This window comes from Candidatus Berkiella aquae (assembly GCF_001431295.2).
In the GTDB taxonomy this organism is placed as follows: Bacteria; Pseudomonadota; Gammaproteobacteria; order Berkiellales; family Berkiellaceae; genus Berkiella; species Berkiella aquae.
Genome location: NZ_LKAJ02000001.1, coordinates 1,384,078 through 1,401,546, shown reverse-complemented (window position 1 = coordinate 1,401,546; position 17,469 = coordinate 1,384,078). Strand labels below are relative to the sequence as shown.

The following is a 17,469-nucleotide window of genomic DNA, read 5'->3' as shown; positions in this document are numbered from 1 at the left end:
ATTATATTAGGCTTTATCTCGTCTTTTACGCTTTTTTGCCTGTTTTTTAACAAAATCCATTAATCGTTCACGCTTTTTCATTTGTCTTGGCGTTAACGTATTACGTTTACCCTGATAAGGATTTTCACCGGTTTTACAAATAATTTTGACAGGGGTTCCTGTTAAACGCAGGGTTTTCATAAAAAACTTAGCTAGATAACGTTGGTAACTTTGTGGCAGCTCTTCCGTTTGATTACCATGAATAACCACTTTTAAGGGGTTGTGTCCCCCACAATGCGCATATCGTAATTTAATACGACGGCCTTTCACTAAAGGCGGCTCATGGGAACGAATCGCTCTTTGTAAAATATCTGATAAATCCGTCGTTGATAATTCAGTATTAACACTTTCAAAAACCTGATCAATCAATGGAAATAAATTACCAACACCCGAACCATGTAAAGCAGAAATAAAATGACGTGGCGCAAAATGAGCAAATTTCAAACGGTAAACTAATTGCTTTTTAACTTGCTCTTTATCTTCGGTTTGTAAACCATCCCATTTATTGGCGCAGATAATTAAACCGCGACCTTCCTGAATCGCAAAATCTAATAAGGTTAGATCTTGATCGGTTAACCCTAATTTTGCATCAAATACCATGACAACGACATGCGCATCTTTGATAGCTTGGAAGGTTTTGATCACAGAGAATTTTTCTAAGGTATCCGTGATGGTACTTTTTCGACGCACGCCAGCGGTATCGATTAATGTATAATGTTTGCCCATTCGCTCTAAGGGGACATAAATACTATCTCGCGTCGTACCCGGTCTATCACAAACAATAACGCGCTCTTCACCCAATAAACGATTCACTAAAGTGGATTTCCCCACATTCGGACGGCCAATAATCGCAATCTTAGGCCCGTCTTCCAATGCGGGAGCCATTTCAGACTCTTCGCTCATTTCTGGAATTAATGAAAAAGCGGTTTCTATTAATGTAGGAATACCCCGATTATGACTCGCTGCAGTTTCAACTTGATGCTTAAAGCCACTGCGATAAAATTCGGCACTGGCGACATCAATTTGTAAACCATCAACTTTATTGATCACTAAAACAACAGGTTTTGATTGTTTGCGCAATATTTTAGCGAGTTCTGCATCAACTGGCGTAAATCCTTGACGAGCATCAACTACAAACATAATGACGTGTGCTTCTTGCAATGCCTGCAAGGATTGTTGATGCGCGGCTTTATCAATCAGATCTTGCGAATCATCATTTTCACCAATACCTCCAGTATCAACTAGCAAGTACGATTGACCATTCCATTCACCATGGCCACATTGTCTATCTCGAGTAACACCAGGCTGGTCCATCACCAAGGCTTGACGCGATTGCGTTAAACAATTGAATAAAGTGGATTTCCCAACGTTGGGGCGCCCGACAATAGCAATTAACGGTATCATCCCGTACTCCCATCTTTTAACTGAACAGCGGCAATTTTACCATTTTGTGCATGAACCCAAACGCCATTCGCATGGCTAACCGGTTCTTGATAATACTTGCCTTTAACGTTTAAACGATTTAATAAATGCCCATCACGACTATCAACAAAGTGTAAGTAGCCGCCTCTGTCAGCAACCACCACATTCCCCTTTACCACAGCGGGGCCTGTTATGTAGCGATCATGTAATGCATCTTGTTTCCAAGAGGTTTTACCGGTTTCTTGTTCAATGGCCCACAGATTATGGCTTGTATCGGTGACATAAACATAGTGTTGATCGGCTGCAATATTTTGATAAGATGAGAGCTCACGTTCCCATAATAAATTACCTGATTGCACATTCACTGCCGCGAGTTTTCCTTGATAATTGATAGCAAATGCAGTATTTCCAACAATGATAGGATCGGCGCTAATATCGACCATTCGTTGTAATTCGGAACGACCGCGTGGCTGTGTAATGCTTCTTTCCCATTCCATTAAACCACTATTGATATCAAATGCTTGTAATTTGCCGGTGGCAAAACCAACCAATACCGTATTGCCATTGACAACAGGAGAACTGCTGTAACGTAACGTTAAAGAAGGCACGGAGGATTGATCTACCCGCCAGAGTGATTTTCCAGCTTTTGCTTCTAATGCAGTGACTGAACCATCGATAGCATGCACAAGCACAATGTCTTTTCCGCCACTGGGTGGTGCTAATACTTCACTGGACACTTTCGTCTCCCACAAAGTATGACCACTATTAGGATCCAGTGCGACAACCATCGCATCTTTGGTGGTTAACAATAATTGGTTGTTACAAAGTGTTGGGCCCGCTATCCATTTTCTACCGGTATTAACACTCCATAGCTTTTTGCCATTTTGAATGTCTAAAGCAACAACTTTACCACTGTGATCGGCACCATAAAGCGTTTGCTCACTAATAAAAGGCCTTAGCTTTGTAAAGTATTCCTGTTTTGACAGACTCGTATTGGTCCAAGCAATGCTCGCTTCTGGCGCCATTCTTGCTTGTGATAGTTCAGGTAATGCACCTACTTTAGGCTCTTGGCGCCCAGCAAAGGGGTTACGGACAGGGCTTTGACCACACCCTACCGTTTGCAATAAAAGGCTGCTTACTGCAACGACGCTAAACCCTTTTAATATTGCTTTCATCATGATTTCTCTGCCTTCTTATCTTCTACGGAAATCCCCAGATCTTCTAATTTTACTTTTAACAAGGGGCCTACCATGCCTTCTTCTTTTGCGGATTTTAATGCTAATTGATAAGCGCTAACGGCGCCTTTAACATCATTTTTCTTCAATAAAATATCGCCTTTCATTTCTGCCATCAGGGGTAAAAAAGCGCGCGCTTTTTGCTCATCAAATAACGCTAATGCCTCATCCGCTTTATTTTCAGCAATGAGTAACCGCATTAATCTGGCGCGTGCTAATGCTTGAAAATCTGCCTGTTTGCTATAATCGAGCACCCATTTGTAGCCTTCTTGAGCATTTTTAAAATCTCCTTCTTTGACTGCCTGGTGTGCAACAACCAAAGCCGCTAATGAAGCATAGGGAGATTGTGGGTAATCTTTAATTAATAATTCTGCTTTGCTTTTTAACGTGGTTTGATCATTTTGCTCAAGTGCCGATATCATCAAGGCATAATTATCTGAGGCCTGATTGGCAACAACCGATTGATGATGAAACCAGTAACGTCCACCTGCAATCATCCCCAAAACAATAATGAGAGCCCAAGTCAATCGATTGCCATGTTTTTTAAACCACTGTTTAACGGCTTCGAGTTGTTGTTCTTCTGTTGCGTAAGCTTCCATGTTGACTTATCCCCTTTTAATATGTGCTTTAAAAAATTCGATGGCCTGTGCCAAGTTGAGTGTTTGTTGCGGCATTTCTTCACGCAACGCTTTAATACTCAAGGTTTGGTTCTTGACTTCTTCTTCACCTAAAATCAGTGCAAACGATGCACCACTTTTATCTGCTTTTTTAAATTGGCTTTTAAAGCTACCGCCCCCACAATTCATTAAAAAGGATAGCTGTGGTAGCGCATCTCGCAATTGCTCGGCGACAACCATTACTTGTTGCTGTGCTAAATCCCCTTCGGCAACACAATAAACATCAACGGAGTCATGATGAGGGATTAATTGGTTATCGAGCAGTAACATGATGAGGCGTTCCACCCCCATTGCAAAACCCACCCCTTGCGTTGCAGGCCCGCCCATTTGGCTAACCAGATCATTATAACGACCACCTGCACAAACGGTCCCTTGTGAACCGAGTTCCGTTGTAACCCATTCGTAAACCGTATGAGTGTAGTAATCTAATCCCCGAACTAATCGTGGATTCACTTCAAAAGTAATATGGGAGGCTTTTAATAAGCTTTGTAGCTGCGTAAAGTGCGCCAGCGATTCTTCCCCTAGATAGTCTAAAAGGATCGGAGCCTCAGTTATTAAGGGCTGCATTGCAGGATTTTTGCTATCTAAGATTCTCAGTGGATTGCTTTCTAAGCGACGTTTACTGTCTTCATCCAGCATGTCATAACGGGTTCTAAAATAGTCTACCAATGCTTGGCGATAAGTGGCTCTCTCAGAGGCGAGCCCAAGAGAATTTAGTTGCAAAGCTATCTTTTTATCTAATCCCACTTGACGCCAAAGTCTGGCCATCATCAAAATCTGTTCAGCGTCGACATCAGGACCTTCTAAGGCAAAAGCTTCGACTCCAAATTGATGGAATTGGCGATAGCGTCCCTTTTGCGGATTTTCCCGTCTAAACATTGGACCATAATACCATAATCGCTGAGATTGATTACGAATGAGGTTATTTTCTAAGACCGCGCGAACTGTTTGAGCTGTGCTTTCAGGCCGTAAAGTGAGTGTTTCTCCCCCTTTATCTAAAAAGGTGTACATTTCCTTTTCTACAATATCCGTTACTTCACCAATAGCGCGTTTAAAGAGCTCTGTCTGCTCTAAAATGGGCATGCGAATTTCTTGGTAACCGTAAGATTGGACCAGGGAGCGAAATTGGGATTCCACGTAGTGCCAAGCCGCGATTTCTTGCGGCAAAGTATCCTTCATTCCTTTGACGACTTTTAGGCCTAGTGACATGGCAGAACAGCTCCTTGGTAGTTCTTGATAAATCGGGGGCTTTACTTTATCAAGAACCGGTCACAAGTGCGACAACTAAGCCGTTCTGCTGCTAAAAATACCTGCTGAAAACGAATAAATCGCTAAATATATGTTGATTAACTTTCTAATTTAGAGCTCATACCAAGTCCCATTTGGGCGACGGCAAGCCGTTCCATAGACCCTTTCTGAGCGTCCATTGATATTAGCCTTCATGGCAAATTCCCGACAATAGTTGCCATAACGAGAATGACCATCTGCCCGAGGTTGATACCAGCCCCAATGGCCTGTGCGACCATTTTCCCAATAAACGGTTTCACCCACCGGTGCACATGACGCTGCCCGAAAAGCATTCCTCGCTTCTCTATTATCTGACTCATCAAGGTAGCGTCCAATCGCATTACCCGCTACAGCACCGGCAATAAAACCGACGGCTCCGCCTGCCCATCGACCGGCCCCTTGGCCAAATTGCGAGCCAATAAATGCGCCACCCGCCCCACCGATAACGGTCCCTGCTGCTTCCCGATTGCTACCCCCCATCGATTGGCAACCCACCAAAAGACTTGTTGAAACGAGCACAATCAACGGTAAACAATATTTATCTTTCATGACTTTTATACAGTGCTCTTCGCCTCCGCTTCAAGCGCTGTCTCCTTTATCATCCTATCCCACCCGTTTTTTCGGCAAATCAACTACAATCTTTAATAAGGCATTCAGAAAATGCAGTAAAATACGATAAGATAGGTAGTAGGTAATAATTAATAAGGACTTTAGACTAGCAATGTCTCACCGTTTTGATCCAAAGCCTCTCAATGCTTTTTTTCAAGAAGTTAAAGACCAAACTGGAATCAAGCTGGCATATGTGCAGGACAATGAAAAATTTCCTATTCAGCTTGAAAACAAACAAGATGGTATTACTCGCGCACAATGTCATGAAATCTTGAGTGTCATTAAAAGCCAAGTTGATTTGAGAGATAACGAAATTGCCAAAATAACGACGGTACCCATGACCCAGCGAGTCATTGTCGAAATTACGCAACGCGCTGCACATGAATTAGCAGAGGTCTATGCGCTAAGCCTATTTATCGAGCCAGAAGAGGATGAATCTCCTGACTCGAGTAATGGCAATGGAAACGGGCATAAGAAGCGTTAGCTTTAGGAACCATCGTGAGAAGACATTAGTTAGACAGAATGTCTTCTTTTTGTCGGTAATGGCGCCTCTTCGCCAAAGAATTGCGCTGAAATCTCCATTGCCTTTTCGACTAAAAGGTAACTCACACCTGCTTTTAACCCACCGCTGACTAAACGAAAATTGGCGCCATTAGTAAATAATTGTTTAAAAGGGACATTCTTTACCGTTTGAACGAATGTCCATCGATGTGTTTGCATATTGGCTTTCAGTACATCTCCCGGTTGTGACGCCAAGGTACTCAGAAATCCCGCGCCAATTTTAGCGGCTATATTTTTCTGATTGCTTTGTTTATCTTGATTATCCAGCATCTGATTGAACCAGGCAGCACCACCAAATAAGGTAACACCAGCAGGTAAATTCCGGACTAGCCCGGTTACGGCTGCGCCTCGATAATAATCACGCAATGATAAAGCACGAAATGTTTGCGCAATCGATAAGCGATGAACTTGTTGATTAATCACGACAGTGTCTAACGGATGGGTGATACAAGGTTCGAAGATGGCTGTCACGCCCCCCGAAAGGCTCGCACTAGCAACATCCGCATGCTCTCCAAATAATTCACATAATCTTTGCTGATAATGCTCGTTAAAATAAGACTGTGTGGCTCGTTGCATTGGATAGCGATAACTATTTGAGGGCAATTTTTTCATTAATTCAACAATTGAACCGCTGTATAATATACGAACTTTTTGTAACCATTTTGCTTCAGATAATTCTGTTTTAAATTTCAAAAATTTATCTTTGCCAAGCGATGCATTGGTTGCAACAACATCAGGAGGCTGGGAAAGAGTTAATTTAGCGAAGGCCGCTGCAAACGTGCCAATCATATCCGATGTCGTTGTGGCTTTTTTCTCGTGCGGGATAGGGCCTGATGCTCCCATAACACACTCCTTGTTAGTCGTGTATAAACGAGTATATCTATACCACTATTGATTCATTGAATCAAACAATACGCAGAAACGGCCTGCAAAACACAGGAATGCTACTTGCTGCAGCATCGGTGGAATCTCCTCGCGGCAGCGAGGAGATTCGCTAGCCTTACAAACGTTGCGTCAACGTCGATTTCACTGGTGGCTCATCTATCGATAACGTATCTGCTCGTTCATTTTCAGCTACTTGTGCAAGATTAGACACAATAAATGTCGGCGTTTCTTCTTCCAGGTTTAAATCGCTTAACAAATCGGCAACGACATCAACGTCAACTTCAGCAGTCACTTCTTCGCTAATTACCGAAGGCGTCGTTTGATAACCTAATTGACGCAGAGCAAAACATAACGGTGTACGGATTATCCAGTGATTGTTAGCGAAGAGATCGGTCAAATCCAGTCCGGTTGCGGCAAAACCTGGCTCACGCACCATCGCTAATTTGTCAGTTAATCTCAATTTTTCTAAATCCTGTTTAAGCATTTGTTCCACTAATTCACCTTGATTATTAGCAGCCGCTTGTGTCGATATTTCACGCATTAATTCAGCATTTTTCCGGCAATCATCAGTTTGTGCCAATAATGCAACTATAGGCCAGTGTTTATTTGCTAAAGCTACTTTACAAGCATTTTGAATCAAAAGATCACGTGTATGTTGCTTTTTGGTAAGAAGATTTGTTAATAGCAATGTTGCTAATGATGCATTACCCGCTTTACAAGCGCCTTCGAGTGCACTTCCGATATAATGTGGATAATCAAATTCTGCTAGATTTGTCAGCGCAAGTTCTAGGGTTGAAGCATTATTAACCGATACGATACCTGCTAACGCATTACTGAAAAAATTATATTTATCCTTTCGGCGTGGATTTTCTGGATTAAACCAATACTGTGCAATTTTTGTCCATAAGTTAAAGTCTTTGGTCAAAATATTAGGCCACTTTGCAACATGAGCGAAATTCGTTAAATGCTTAAAAAAATCGGGATCGCTAATCAATTGTTCCAGAATATAAAGCTGTATTTCGTTGGGTAATCCATAAAAGGGACTATCTTGGATGATTTCGGTGACAGCGTCTTGTGTTTCTGCCTTTACTTCTGTATTTTCTGTGGAGTTACCGCCTAACATTTCAATTACCCTTGTATTATCTGTTATAAATCATAAATCAAGGAGTAGCTTAACAATCGAATATTCAGTTAACTATATCAAATTGATGGGCGGCGGAAGATATCCGCCTAATGGAAATTTCTTACTAATCTTCTAAAACAAAATCACTTAATAACTCATCAACCGCAGCATGATCAATTTCTTCAGAAGTGAGTGCTTCGTTCGCTGTTACCATGCTATTTAATAGCATATCGATGGTTTCTTCCTCAATATGGATGTCCTTAGCGGCAGGAACCGGGATAGGTGCAACATCACGCTCTAGAATATTCTGTAATGTGTTAAGCAAATCCTGTGACATGTTAAACCTCTGCTTTAGATTAAATCAGGTATTTAACATATCAATGAGGGAGAGTGAGATCGATGCATTTTAGATGGGCGGGCAGAGCTGCCCGCCGAATAAGCGTTAGCCTAAGTTAAAGATAAATTCGTTGAAAATTGACTGCTTAATTTAGCATTCGGGTCTAATTTAGTGCCGACGGCTTCAGGAAATTGCTTATTGAGCAATAATTGATAGCTAGCAATTTTATCTTTATCGCCGCTTCTTTTCGCTAATTCTATGCCTAATAATAAAAATCGTGCATTGGGTTTAGCAATTTGCGCATAACGTTGATGATACTCTTTTGCTTGAGCATATTGTCTTTCTTGATAGCGGATCATCGCTAATTCTAATAAAGCCGTTGCACGATTTTGATCATAACGCAGCGCTTTTTCGAAATACTCGGTTGCTTTAGCAACATCGGGGATCTGATTAACACAAACACCTGCATTTTCTAAAGCTTCTGCCGTATTCGCATAATTCGGATCATCAATCGCTTTTAAGAATTCTTTCTCTGCTTTGCGGTAATGATGTTGGCGGCATAAAAATGTGCCATAGTTATTGTGCTCATTGCCCCCCTTAGAATTCAGGCTCACGGCTTTCTGATAGGCTTTTTCAGCCGCCTCAATCTCGCCCACATATTCTAAAAAATAACCATAAGAGTAATGCACTTCAGGCAAATTAGGCGCTAAGGTTTTAGCACGTAAAAATTTTGCCTTTGCTCGAGCAATTTGTTCTTGTTTTAAGTAATTTAAACCAAGTTCTACATTAAGCTTGGCTGCTTTTATATAATCTACCGTTTCAGGTAAATCATACATGCTTGGTGGCGTTTGGCTATTTTCTGCCAGGGTCTTCTCATCGGTGGTAGAGCAAGCCGCAAGCAAACAGATTGCGGCAATCACGAAACCTTTTCCATGGTTCATCTTAAAGACTCCTAAGAATGTATGACTTCAATCGGAATAGTATTTTTAGCTAATTGTTGCTTAAATTTTGCACTTCGTTGGGTTCTATCGTTAACCTGCCCCGCTAATTGACCACAAGCAGCGTCAATATCATCGCCTCGGGTTTTACGGGTTAAGGTCACAATACCGGCATTCATCAAAATGGATTGAAATCGCACAATGGCTTCATTCGATGAACGTTGATATTTCGTGCCATTAAATGGGTTAAAAGGAATTAAATTCACCTTAGAAGGCACATCTTTTAAAATCTGAATTAATTGTTTAGCATGCTCGGGCTGATCATTCACCCCTTCTAGCATGACATATTCCATGGTAATACGGCGACGTTTGTCATCGCGTAAATAACGCTTACAAGCAGCTAATAATTCAACAATGGGATATTTTTTGTTAATTGGCACTAATTCTGTGCGTAATTCATCATTGGGGGCATGTAAAGAAACCGCCAAAGCAACATCAGTGACTTCACGTAATTTATCAATGGCAGGCACAACACCGGAAGTGCTTAAGGTGACGCGACGTTTAGAGAGGCCATAAGCCAAATCATCTAGCATCAAATCCATTGCCATCACCACATTGTCAAAATTGAGGAGTGGTTCACCCATCCCCATCATCACAACATTAGTAATAGGACGATTAATGGCTTTAAAAACACCTTCTTTACGCAACTGAGTAACGGCATGCCATAACTGACCAATAATTTCACTGGAAGTCAGATTCTTTTGAAATCCCTGCTGTGCCGTATGGCAGAAACTGCAGTTCAAGGCACATCCTACCTGGGAGGAAACACACAGTGTTGCCCGCTCTGGCTCTGGAATATAAACCGTTTCAATCGCTCCACCACCATCGACGCGGAACAACCACTTGCGCGTTCCATCGCTTGCGGTATGTTCACTAATCACTTCAGGGGCACGAACTTCGCAATGCTCGCTAAGCTGCGCGCGCAACGATTTGCTCAAATTGGTCATTTGAGCAAAATCCGTCACGCCCTCAGCGTGAATCCATTTCAACACTTGTTGTGCTCGAAACGATTTTTCACCGAGGGTTGTAAAATATTCAACTAGCGCTTTCTGCGAAAGCCCTAGTAAGTTAACTTTGTCGCTAACTACGATATTATCTGACACGTTCACAGATCTCGTTGTCATTAAAGAAGAAACGAATTTCTCTTGCAGCAGTATCAGCTGCATCTGAACCATGCACTGCATTTTCGTCGATAGATTTAGCAAAATCAGCACGGATAGTGCCAGGCGCTGCATCTTTAGGATTGGTTGCACCCATGATTTCACGATTAGCGGCAATTGCGTTAGTCCCTTCTAATACTTGTACTAATACGGGACCACTTATCATAAATTTAACTAAATCTTTGAAGAAAGGACGTTCTTTATGAACTTCATAAAAGCCTTCCGCTTGTTCGGTGGTTAAATGCATCATTTTTGCAGCAACCACTTTAAGGCCTGATTTTTCAAAACGCGCAATGATTTCACCAATATTGTTGTTAGCGACTGCATCGGGTTTGATAATGGAAAGTGTTCTTTCTGTTGCCATGATTATCTCCGGGTTATTATTCCAACTAATTATTTTTTAAGACTGAACATTATACTAGGGCCTATGCTTAATAGACAACTAAGTAGCCTCGGCTATCCAAGCGGCTTGTATTGCTTCTAAAATTTTTTCATTACTACGCTTAGGATCATCTTGAAAATCCGGTAATTCACAGATCCATCGATGCAAATCGGTAAATCGCACCATTTGCGGATCAACCCCAGGATGCGCCTCTAACAAATCTTCAGCAATTGCCGTAATGTCGGTCCATTGGTATGTCACTTTCGGTTCTCCGAAACTTGATTAATAGAATATTTGGGGATTTCAACAACAAGTTCTTTATCCTCGACAATCGCTTGGCAACTTAACCGAGACTCACTTTCAAGTCCCCATGCTTTATCCAGTAAGTCTTCTTCACGTTCTGAGGCTTCTTCAAGCGAATTAAACCCTTTTCGAACAATGACATGACAGGTAGTACAAGCACATGCCATTTCGCAAGCATGATCGATCTGAATATCATGCGCTAAAGCAGCTTCTAAAATGGATTGCCCAGGCTCAACTTCAATCGTTTTGCCCAGGGGGCAGAGTGTTTCATGCGGTAAGAAGGTCACTTTGGTCATGATAATAAGGTATCCAATTCATTCACTCGTTTGCCTGCAACAACTTGTCGTAATGCGGCATTCAGTCTTAGCTCTGCAAACAACTGTAATAAAGGTTCCATTTCCTTTAATGTTTGTTGTATACGATCACGTTGGCGTGCTTGAATGCTATCTTGTAGCCTTTTGATATCATGACAAAGCGATTCATAATGCTTGGCTGACAACAAGCTCGCATCTTGTTGCAAGGCTTTTTCAAGATTTAACAACACCGCTTGCGCTTCATTGATTTTTTCTTGTACTTTTCTTGCTTGTTTATCTTCATCCATTGAATCAATAGCGGTTTCGACAATGGCATTCACCATATCTTCTGTCAAACCATAACTTGGCTTCACGGTAATTTGGCTTCGTTGTCCAGTGCTTTGTTCTTTTGCTTCCACTTGTAAAAGCCCATCCGCATCGACTCGAAAAATAACTTCAATCCGGGCTTTGCCCGCAGGCATCGCAGGGATCCCCGTCAATTCAAATTTCGCAAGCGAACGACAATCATTAGCCAGCTCACGCTCACCTTGTACGACATGTAACGATAAACCGGTTTGATTATCTTGATAGGTTGTAAATAATTGCGTTGCTTGTGCAGGGATTGAGGTATTACGCAATACGATTTTTTCAACAACGCCTCCCATCATCTCGATACCTAATGACAAGGGCACAACATCCAAGAGTAAAACACTGTTATCACGACGATTGCCTGCCAATTGACTGGCTTGAATCGCAGCACCTATCGCAACCACCCTATCGGGATCAATATTGGTTAACGGTGTTTGAGCAAAAAAATCGGTCACTCTTTCCCGAAGGTGTGGCATGCGGGTTGAGCCACCCACTAAAACCACTTGATCAATATCACTGATTTTGAGGCTCGCATCTTTTAAAACTTGCTGGCATAGCATTAAAGTTCTATCAATAAGAGGTGCTATCCATTCATTTAATAGCGTACGCGATAATTCACCTTGCCAAGTTGCTAAACTTACCGTTACGGCTGATACGGTCGTTAATTGTTCTTTTGCTTTGCGCGCAGCAACGAGCGCTAAAGGATAAGCATCGATTGATAATTGTGCTTGAGCTAACAACCACTTCGCAATCGCAGAATCAACATCATCCCCCCCTAACTGCGTATCCCCTCCTGTTGCCAGGACTTCAAAAACACCTTGAGAGAGTTTTAATAATGATACATCAAAAGTACCACCACCCATGTCATAGACTAAGCAATAACCTTGGGCGCCTTGATCTAAACCATAGGCAATTGCCGCAGCGGTGGGTTCATTTAATAATCGTAATACGTTAATACCAGCAAGACGCGCTGCATCTTTGGTTGCTTGTCTTTGTGCTTCATCAAAATAAGCTGGAACAGTGATAACCGCATCTGTTATCTTCTCATCGACTTTTTTTGCCCGTGCAATTAAGGATTTTAAGATATCTGCTGAGATTTCAACCGGGGAAAATGCACCCGCTACTGTCTCAACTTGTAATGCTTGAGAATTCACCCATTTTAAGGGTAAGGAAATACCACTTGCCTGAATATCTTCTCGGTTTTTTCCCATTAAACGTTTAACCGAAACAATCGTGTTATGGGGATCTTGTGCAAATAATGCCTTGGCCGCAGTACCGACTAACGTTTGACCATCTTGCTGATAATGCACAACCGATGGTAAAAGTTCCTCTGCTGCTTCATCCGTTAATATTTGGACCTCACCTTTAATATCACAAGCTATCAACGAATGCGTAGTACCCAAATCGATACCCACTGCGAGTCGTTCTTGCTGCTTAAGAACTGGCATCTTAATCTCTAACAAAGACATAGCTGTACTTCCTCACGTAAGCGTGCGTAAAATTGCATTTTTCGCACCCATAATCTTGCAGCAGGTAAATCGGTTGGGGTGGCATCGAGTGTTTGTGTTAAACCTTTTTCACAAGCTTGCCACGCATCATTAATCTTATTTTCTAAGGTAATACGTTCTGACTCATCTGAAACATCCATGAGCTGCTCTCGCAATTCCATTTGTTCTGCTAAAAACGCCATCGGCATTTGGGTATCGGTTTCACTTTCCGTGTCAACACCCTTGATTTTGAGTAAATAAATCGCTCGTTGCAAAGGGCATGATAATATTTTGATGGCTTCATTAACAGCAGCAGCATAGCTTATTGCTAGCTGCCTTTCGTGCGCTAAAGCATTGACAAAGTTATCGGGATGCATGGTTTGTTGCAATTCCAGATAACGTGCTTTGAGAGTAGCCAGATCTTGTGTAAAAACAGGCGGTACACCAAAAAGAGCAAAATAATCGAAATCAATCACTTATGATTCATCTTCTAAAGTAAAGCTTTCACCACAACCACATTGATGTGCCACATTGGGGTTTTCAAACTGTAATCCCTGTTTTAGCCCTTCCTTGCGAAAATCTAGTATCGTGCCACCTTTGAAAAATTTCAAATAGATTTCTTTATCAATTAAGATTGAAACATCATCAAAGGAAAAGACATAATCAAGTGATTTCAAGCTATCAGCAAATGCCGCTTCTAGAATGTATTCATAGCCTGAGCAACCCGCTTTTTTGACACCTACACGAATACCAATCGCTTTGGGTGATTCAGATTCTGTTTTGTGCAATGAGCGACGAATATATTGTAATGCCGCTTCAGTCACTGACAAGCCAGGATCGTTGTTGGGTAAACTATTCAGCTTCTGCATAACTGCCTCGCTCAAGTTGCTTGGCCTGATAATCTTTTACAGCGGCTTTAATGGCATCTTCAGCTAATAAAGAACAGTGTATTTTCACTGGCGGCAACTTTAATTCTTGTGCGATATCTGTATTTTTTATTTTATCAGCTTCTTCTAAGGTTCGCCCCTTTAACCATTCGGTTGCAAGAGAGCTTGAAGCAATCGCTGAACCACACCCATAAGTCTTAAAAACGGCATTCTTAATGAGCCCCGTATTTTCATCGACTTCGATTTGTAACTTCATGACATCGCCACAAGCAGGCGCGCCCACCATTCCCGTACCTACATTGGGGCTATTTTTATCTAAATTGCCAACATTACGTGGGTTTTCATAGTGATCTATTACTTTTTCATTGTACGCCATACCTAAAACACCTTGTTATTAGTGAGCTGTCCACTCAATTGTATTTAAATCAATGCCTTCTTGGTGCATATCCCATAAAGGAGACATTTCTCTTAAACGAGAAATGATTTTACGCACAGCCTTAATGGCATAATCGACTTCTTCTTCGGTACTAAAACGCCCCATCGAAAAGCGTAAGCTACTATGGGCTAACTCATCATTTAACCCTAACGCTCGTAGTACGTAAGAAGGCTCCAAGCTAGCCGAAGTGCAGGCTGAACCAGAAGAGAGTGCTAAATCTTTTAGGCCCATCAACAAAGATTCACCTTCGATGAAATTAATGCTCAGATTTAAAATCCCGGGTAATCGCTTGGTTGGATGCCCGTTCAGATGAACTTCCTCAATGTCACTTAGCCCTTGCCATAATCTATCGCGTAATTGCGCAATTCTTTTTCCTTCTTGCTCTAATTCCGCTTTTGCAATTTTACAAGCCTCGCCCATACCGACGATTTGGTGTGTGGGTAATGTGCCTGAACGTAAACCCCTTTCGTGTCCACCACCATGCATTTGTGGATTTAAGCGAATACGCGGTTTACGACGCACAAATAATGCGCCAATCCCCTTCGGCCCATAGAGTTTATGACCTGAAATAGACAGTAAATCAATTTCATTGGCTTGCATATCGATATGAATTTTACCGGCAGTTTGTGCCGCATCGACATGAAAAATAATACCTTTCTCGCGAGTTAATTTGCCAATCGCTTCAATATTTTGAATCACACCAATTTCATTATTGGCATGCATAATAGAGACAACAACGGTATCTTCTCGAATCGCATTTGCGATACTTTCCACTTCAATCAGCCCTTGCTTGTTGGGCTCTAAATAAGTTACTTCAAACCCTTCCCGTTCTAATTGTCGGCAAGTATCAAGAACCGCTTTGTGCTCAATTTTGCTGGTAATAATATGCTTACCTTTGCGTTGATAAAATTGAGCAGCCCCTTTAATCGCAAGATTATTCGATTCGGTAGCGCCTGATGTCCAAATTATTTCGCGGGAATCAGCATTGATTAAAGCAGCAACCGCTTCACGCGCTTCTTCTACTAACTGCTCTGCGCGCCAACCATAAGCATGCGAACGCGATGCTGGGTTACCATAATCTTCTTGCAGACAATCAACCATTTTTTCAATCACACGGGGATCGAGAGGCGTTGTTGCGGCATAATCAAAATAAAGTTGTTTCATTAAAGGTATTCTCTTATCAGACTACTTTTTTTACTATCCATCCTAGGGGGAGTATCTCCATTTTGCACCATTGCTGGCGCATCATCTTGCGAATTACCCTTGAATTTTACGGTTAAAGGGTAATATTGCACAATTTTTGCTAGTCCTTGTCGTAGTAATTGTTGTGCTAATACAAAGCTGCAAGGCTGGCGAATTTCATTATTGCTAGAAAGTAAAACTGCATTATGCATGATTCGCTCCAAGCCATTGTAAGGGGTAAGTATTATTTTTTTGTGCTAATAAATGAGGTTCATTTATCAATTCGCTTAAGGTGATACTTTTTAGGAAATCAAAGATTTCTTGATTGAGCCTGTCCCATAAGTGATGGGTGATGCACATCGTGCCTTCGTGGCAATTACCTTTCCCGTGACAACGGGTTGTATCAATTTTTTCATCGACAGCTTGAATGATATCAGCCACCGTAATTTGTGCAGGAGGCTTGGCTAGGACATAACCGCCTTTGGGCCCACGTACACTTTTAAGCAGCCCTTTTGCACGCATAACCCCTGCTAACCGTTCAAGATAAGCGACAGAAATACGATGCCGTAAAGCAACTTCAGCAATACTGATAGGCTCTGATTGATGACGGCTTGCTAAGTCGACTAATGCTGTGACGGCATAACGACCCTTAGTTGTTAGTTTCATAACACTCAATTCCTGCAAGAATTGAGCGCAGCATGCCTAACCCGACTAAAATAGTCAAGATTAGTCTCCCCTAGAAAGCTAAATTCATAAATTTGAACTTACATAAAGCAAAAACTCTATAGGTTCGAACTTATACGAACAACAGCGACAAGTGGCAACAAGTAGACGATGTTGACAGGTGCATCTTCGAAGAATGTAAGTATAATCACTGACTTTCCACCTTGATAATCTTATTTTGGAGTTACTATGAAACGAGGCCCTACTGAAGAATTAAATAATCCTGCTAAAAAAGCGCGCACTAATAATGAACCAGCTACACAGCAGACAAATTATACCGTACCCGCTGTTGGCGCACTTGCCGGATTAGGCTGGGCAGGATTTACGTTGGGTTTTGGCTCGGCTGTTGTTACTCCCTTAACAGCAATTGCTACCCTCGCAACAACCACAGGGATCGCTACCGCTGGCGCTGCTATGATCAATACAGCTTATAATTATTTAACCCAGCCAGCCGCTGAAGCTAACACTCAGACCAACGTCATTGATTCAGAGAGTTCTGATGAATCTGATCACACTTATCAAGAAGAAAATTCAGTTAGTGCTGAAAATTCAGCTGAGTACTCCGCTGATTCGCTTGAGTCCAAAGAGATAGCAGATTTAGAAATAACAGCTGAAAAATCAGAAAGTTCTGATGAATCTGATCACTCTTTTCAAGAAGAAAACTCCGTTGGTTCTGAAAATTCAGATCAATACTCTGCTGATTCGCTTGATTCCAAAGAATTAGTAGATTTAACAAAATCTGCTGATAGTAAAATAAAGAGCTCAGCTAGCAAAAAATCTTCTAGCATTGAAGACTCTGTAGAAGAAAAGTCATATAAGCAATTAGCACGTGAATTAAATGAACTAATTGGCACAGAAAAGCAAAATAAAACTTCTTTTGGCAACTTTCAAAAATTAGCTAAGGGTACGGAAAAAGGCAATCGTGAACAAGTCTGGCACTACGCATATAAATCATTGCGCAAACTAGAAAATGCGCACACAAGAGGTGAAATTTCTGACGTTAAGAAGCACTACGAAGCAAAAGCTCGAAAATTCGTAAACAAGTAATTAACTTTACTTCGACAACCTACTTTA

General features: G+C 41.6%; 22 protein-coding genes. 2 read left to right on the top strand and 20 right to left on the bottom strand.

Annotated features, from left to right (window positions below; genetic code table 11):
* Positions 1-6 precede the first annotated feature (6 nt).
* From der to HT99x_RS06360, 5 genes are all read right to left on the bottom strand, one after another.
* Positions 7-1,443, bottom strand: coding sequence for a ribosome biogenesis GTPase Der (der, locus tag HT99x_RS06380; RefSeq protein ID WP_075067608.1), 1,437 nt, complete (start codon positions 1,441-1,443; stop codon positions 7-9).
* A complete protein-coding gene (bamB, locus tag HT99x_RS06375; protein WP_075067609.1) occupies positions 1,440-2,639 on the bottom strand; it encodes an outer membrane protein assembly factor BamB in 1,200 nt (399 codons plus the stop codon). Before bamB ends, der begins: the two co-directional genes overlap by 4 nt.
* The gene (locus tag HT99x_RS06370) at positions 2,636-3,295 is read right to left on the bottom strand and encodes a tetratricopeptide repeat protein (protein WP_075067610.1); all 660 of its coding nucleotides are present in this window, start codon (positions 3,293-3,295) and stop codon (positions 2,636-2,638) included. The genes bamB and HT99x_RS06370 overlap by 4 nt, the downstream gene beginning before the upstream one ends.
* A gap of 6 nt (positions 3,296-3,301) precedes the next feature.
* Entirely contained in the window at positions 3,302-4,582 is a 1,281-nt protein-coding gene (gene hisS / locus HT99x_RS06365) for a histidine--tRNA ligase (RefSeq protein WP_075067611.1), read from the bottom strand.
* A 150-nt stretch (positions 4,583-4,732) separates the two neighbouring features.
* Complete coding sequence (locus tag HT99x_RS06360; protein ID WP_075067612.1) at positions 4,733-5,209, bottom strand: RT0821/Lpp0805 family surface protein; 477 nt, start codon at positions 5,207-5,209, stop codon at positions 4,733-4,735.
* A 172-nt stretch (positions 5,210-5,381) separates the two neighbouring features.
* Between HT99x_RS06360 and HT99x_RS06355 the strand changes: the two genes are divergently transcribed.
* Entirely contained in the window at positions 5,382-5,753 is a 372-nt protein-coding gene (locus HT99x_RS06355) for a hypothetical protein (RefSeq protein WP_075067613.1), read from the top strand.
* A 29-nt stretch (positions 5,754-5,782) separates the two neighbouring features.
* Here HT99x_RS06355 and HT99x_RS06350 read toward each other — a convergent pair whose 3' ends face one another.
* The 15 genes from HT99x_RS06350 to HT99x_RS06280 all read right to left on the bottom strand — a co-directional run bounded on the left by HT99x_RS06350 (position 5,783) and on the right by HT99x_RS06280 (position 16,338).
* A complete protein-coding gene (locus tag HT99x_RS06350) occupies positions 5,783-6,673 on the bottom strand; it encodes a hypothetical protein (RefSeq protein WP_075067614.1) in 891 nt (296 codons plus the stop codon).
* Positions 6,674-6,830: 157 nt separating this feature from the next.
* A complete protein-coding gene (locus HT99x_RS06345; RefSeq protein ID WP_075067615.1) occupies positions 6,831-7,838 on the bottom strand; it encodes a hypothetical protein in 1,008 nt (335 codons plus the stop codon).
* A gap of 124 nt (positions 7,839-7,962) precedes the next feature.
* Positions 7,963-8,175, bottom strand: coding sequence for a hypothetical protein (locus HT99x_RS06340; RefSeq protein WP_075067616.1), 213 nt, complete (start codon positions 8,173-8,175; stop codon positions 7,963-7,965).
* A 110-nt stretch (positions 8,176-8,285) separates the two neighbouring features.
* On the bottom strand, positions 8,286-9,116 hold the full coding sequence (gene pilW / locus HT99x_RS06335; protein ID WP_075067617.1) for a type IV pilus biogenesis/stability protein PilW: 831 nt from the start codon (positions 9,114-9,116) through the stop codon (positions 8,286-8,288).
* A gap of 11 nt (positions 9,117-9,127) precedes the next feature.
* Positions 9,128-10,276 (bottom strand): dual-specificity RNA methyltransferase RlmN, encoded by a 1,149-nt coding sequence (gene rlmN, locus HT99x_RS06330; protein WP_235528506.1) that lies wholly within the window; start codon positions 10,274-10,276, stop codon positions 9,128-9,130.
* Positions 10,266-10,697 (bottom strand): nucleoside-diphosphate kinase, encoded by a 432-nt coding sequence (ndk, locus tag HT99x_RS06325; RefSeq protein WP_075067619.1) that lies wholly within the window; start codon positions 10,695-10,697, stop codon positions 10,266-10,268. Before ndk ends, rlmN begins: the two co-directional genes overlap by 11 nt.
* Before the next feature lie 78 nt (positions 10,698-10,775).
* The gene (gene iscX / locus HT99x_RS06320) at positions 10,776-10,976 is read right to left on the bottom strand and encodes a Fe-S cluster assembly protein IscX (RefSeq protein WP_075067620.1); all 201 of its coding nucleotides are present in this window, start codon (positions 10,974-10,976) and stop codon (positions 10,776-10,778) included.
* Complete coding sequence (gene fdx, locus HT99x_RS06315) at positions 10,973-11,314, bottom strand: ISC system 2Fe-2S type ferredoxin (protein WP_075067621.1); 342 nt, start codon at positions 11,312-11,314, stop codon at positions 10,973-10,975. Before fdx ends, iscX begins: the two co-directional genes overlap by 4 nt.
* Positions 11,311-13,149 (bottom strand): Fe-S protein assembly chaperone HscA, encoded by a 1,839-nt coding sequence (gene hscA / locus HT99x_RS06310; protein WP_075067622.1) that lies wholly within the window; start codon positions 13,147-13,149, stop codon positions 11,311-11,313. The genes fdx and hscA overlap by 4 nt, the downstream gene beginning before the upstream one ends.
* A complete protein-coding gene (gene hscB, locus HT99x_RS06305; RefSeq protein ID WP_075067623.1) occupies positions 13,137-13,643 on the bottom strand; it encodes a Fe-S protein assembly co-chaperone HscB in 507 nt (168 codons plus the stop codon). Before hscB ends, hscA begins: the two co-directional genes overlap by 13 nt.
* A complete protein-coding gene (locus HT99x_RS06300) occupies positions 13,644-14,036 on the bottom strand; it encodes an iron-sulfur cluster assembly accessory protein (protein ID WP_075067624.1) in 393 nt (130 codons plus the stop codon).
* The gene (iscU, locus tag HT99x_RS06295) at positions 14,020-14,430 is read right to left on the bottom strand and encodes a Fe-S cluster assembly scaffold IscU (protein ID WP_075067625.1); all 411 of its coding nucleotides are present in this window, start codon (positions 14,428-14,430) and stop codon (positions 14,020-14,022) included. Before iscU ends, HT99x_RS06300 begins: the two co-directional genes overlap by 17 nt.
* 18 nt (positions 14,431-14,448) lie before the next feature.
* Positions 14,449-15,654, bottom strand: a complete 1,206-nt coding sequence (locus HT99x_RS06290) for an IscS subfamily cysteine desulfurase (RefSeq protein WP_075067626.1) — start codon at positions 15,652-15,654, stop codon at positions 14,449-14,451.
* On the bottom strand, positions 15,654-15,884 hold the full coding sequence (locus HT99x_RS06285) for a hypothetical protein (RefSeq protein ID WP_075067627.1): 231 nt from the start codon (positions 15,882-15,884) through the stop codon (positions 15,654-15,656). The genes HT99x_RS06290 and HT99x_RS06285 overlap by 1 nt, the downstream gene beginning before the upstream one ends.
* Positions 15,877-16,338 carry an Rrf2 family transcriptional regulator gene (locus HT99x_RS06280; RefSeq protein ID WP_075067628.1) on the bottom strand — a complete coding sequence of 154 codons (462 nt, stop codon included), beginning with the start codon at positions 16,336-16,338 and terminating at the stop codon, positions 15,877-15,879. The genes HT99x_RS06285 and HT99x_RS06280 overlap by 8 nt, the downstream gene beginning before the upstream one ends.
* A gap of 246 nt (positions 16,339-16,584) precedes the next feature.
* Here HT99x_RS06280 and HT99x_RS06275 point away from each other — a divergent pair, with 246 nt between their 5' ends.
* Positions 16,585-17,442 carry a hypothetical protein gene (locus tag HT99x_RS06275; RefSeq protein ID WP_075067629.1) on the top strand — a complete coding sequence of 286 codons (858 nt, stop codon included), beginning with the start codon at positions 16,585-16,587 and terminating at the stop codon, positions 17,440-17,442.
* The last annotated feature ends 27 nt before the right edge of the window (positions 17,443-17,469 follow it).

Coding starts and splice junctions, on each gene's coding strand:
- bamB (WP_075067609.1), bottom strand. CDS start 2,639: ATGATGAAAGCAATATTAAAAGGGTTTAGCGTCGTTGCAGTAAGCAGC.
- iscU (WP_075067625.1), bottom strand. CDS start 14,430: ATGGCGTACAATGAAAAAGTAATAGATCACTATGAAAACCCACGTAAT.
- HT99x_RS06345 (WP_075067615.1), bottom strand. CDS start 7,838: ATGTTAGGCGGTAACTCCACAGAAAATACAGAAGTAAAGGCAGAAACA.
- der (WP_075067608.1), bottom strand. CDS start 1,443: ATGATACCGTTAATTGCTATTGTCGGGCGCCCCAACGTTGGGAAATCC.
- HT99x_RS06300 (WP_075067624.1), bottom strand. CDS start 14,036: ATGCAGAAGCTGAATAGTTTACCCAACAACGATCCTGGCTTGTCAGTG.
- HT99x_RS06275 (WP_075067629.1), top strand. CDS start 16,585: ATGAAACGAGGCCCTACTGAAGAATTAAATAATCCTGCTAAAAAAGCG.
- hscA (WP_075067622.1), bottom strand. CDS start 13,149: ATGTCTTTGTTAGAGATTAAGATGCCAGTTCTTAAGCAGCAAGAACGA.
- HT99x_RS06360 (WP_075067612.1), bottom strand. CDS start 5,209: ATGAAAGATAAATATTGTTTACCGTTGATTGTGCTCGTTTCAACAAGT.
- fdx (WP_075067621.1), bottom strand. CDS start 11,314: ATGACCAAAGTGACCTTCTTACCGCATGAAACACTCTGCCCCCTGGGC.
- HT99x_RS06370 (WP_075067610.1), bottom strand. CDS start 3,295: ATGGAAGCTTACGCAACAGAAGAACAACAACTCGAAGCCGTTAAACAG.
- HT99x_RS06350 (WP_075067614.1), bottom strand. CDS start 6,673: ATGGGAGCATCAGGCCCTATCCCGCACGAGAAAAAAGCCACAACGACA.
- HT99x_RS06340 (WP_075067616.1), bottom strand. CDS start 8,175: ATGTCACAGGATTTGCTTAACACATTACAGAATATTCTAGAGCGTGAT.
- pilW (WP_075067617.1), bottom strand. CDS start 9,116: ATGAACCATGGAAAAGGTTTCGTGATTGCCGCAATCTGTTTGCTTGCG.
- ndk (WP_075067619.1), bottom strand. CDS start 10,697: ATGGCAACAGAAAGAACACTTTCCATTATCAAACCCGATGCAGTCGCT.
- HT99x_RS06285 (WP_075067627.1), bottom strand. CDS start 15,884: ATGCATAATGCAGTTTTACTTTCTAGCAATAATGAAATTCGCCAGCCT.
- hisS (WP_075067611.1), bottom strand. CDS start 4,582: ATGTCACTAGGCCTAAAAGTCGTCAAAGGAATGAAGGATACTTTGCCG.
- HT99x_RS06290 (WP_075067626.1), bottom strand. CDS start 15,654: ATGAAACAACTTTATTTTGATTATGCCGCAACAACGCCTCTCGATCCC.
- HT99x_RS06355 (WP_075067613.1), top strand. CDS start 5,382: ATGTCTCACCGTTTTGATCCAAAGCCTCTCAATGCTTTTTTTCAAGAA.
- HT99x_RS06280 (WP_075067628.1), bottom strand. CDS start 16,338: ATGAAACTAACAACTAAGGGTCGTTATGCCGTCACAGCATTAGTCGAC.